Here is a 645-nt window from a genome sequence, read left to right as displayed (position 1 = left end):
TACAAGATTACAGCGTACGCATGTAAATATGGTGCTGCATTATCTATTTAATCTGGCTGTATAGTGCAAATAAGGTGGTGGCAATAGGTGGGAGGATAGTGCTCATGCTTACTGTTCTGGTTTATCGGGTGGCGCTTCAGTTGAAGTCTTCTTTTGATCAGTTTTTTTAGCTGGAAAGAAAGCATCAGTTTTATGTTTAGCTTTCGCTTTGATTTCAGGTGTGATGTATCGAGACAGCGTGGCGATTGCCGCAGCCATTACAGATATGTCATCGGTGTAGCCAAGAACGGGGGTTAAGTCAGGAATCCCGTCAATAAGGCTAATGAAGTAGCCGAGCGTTCCGAGAATAACCGTTTTTACCCATGCTGGAGTGTTTGGTTCGCGTAGGGTGTAATACAAAATTAGTGCGTGAGTAATAGCTTCCTGAGAAAGGGAGCTGAAGGCAGATTTGATTTTACTAGTTAGCTTTTTTTCGTTTATATCGTCTTTCATTTTACTCTCGACCAGGCTTTATTCGAAGCCTGGTTTTAATATCTGATCTTTGCCAGCAAGTACTAAACCAATGCTGTTTTCCTGTAGCCATAATAAAGTTAGGAGATTCCCTGGAGTCGCGCTGTCGTCAGATTTTGATATAAATCCCTTTAA

Annotated in this window: 1 protein-coding gene; it reads right to left on the bottom strand. The window is 41.7% G+C overall.

Annotated elements, in window-relative coordinates:
- Positions 1 to 108: 108 nt before the first annotated feature.
- Positions 109 to 492, bottom strand: a complete 384-nt coding sequence (locus tag A3761_RS23430; protein ID WP_068507569.1) for a YkvA family protein — start codon at positions 490 to 492, stop codon at positions 109 to 111.
- Positions 493 to 645 lie beyond the last annotated feature (153 nt).

The sequence above is a fragment of the Oleiphilus sp. HI0123 genome, from assembly GCF_001635315.1.
This window is presented reverse-complemented; position numbering and strand designations above follow the sequence as displayed.

What these genes read in the sequence shown, in the direction of transcription:
- A3761_RS23430 (WP_068507569.1), bottom strand. Translation starts at nt 492, where the DNA reads ATGAAAGACGATATAAACGAAAAAAAGCTAACTAGTAAAATCAAATCT.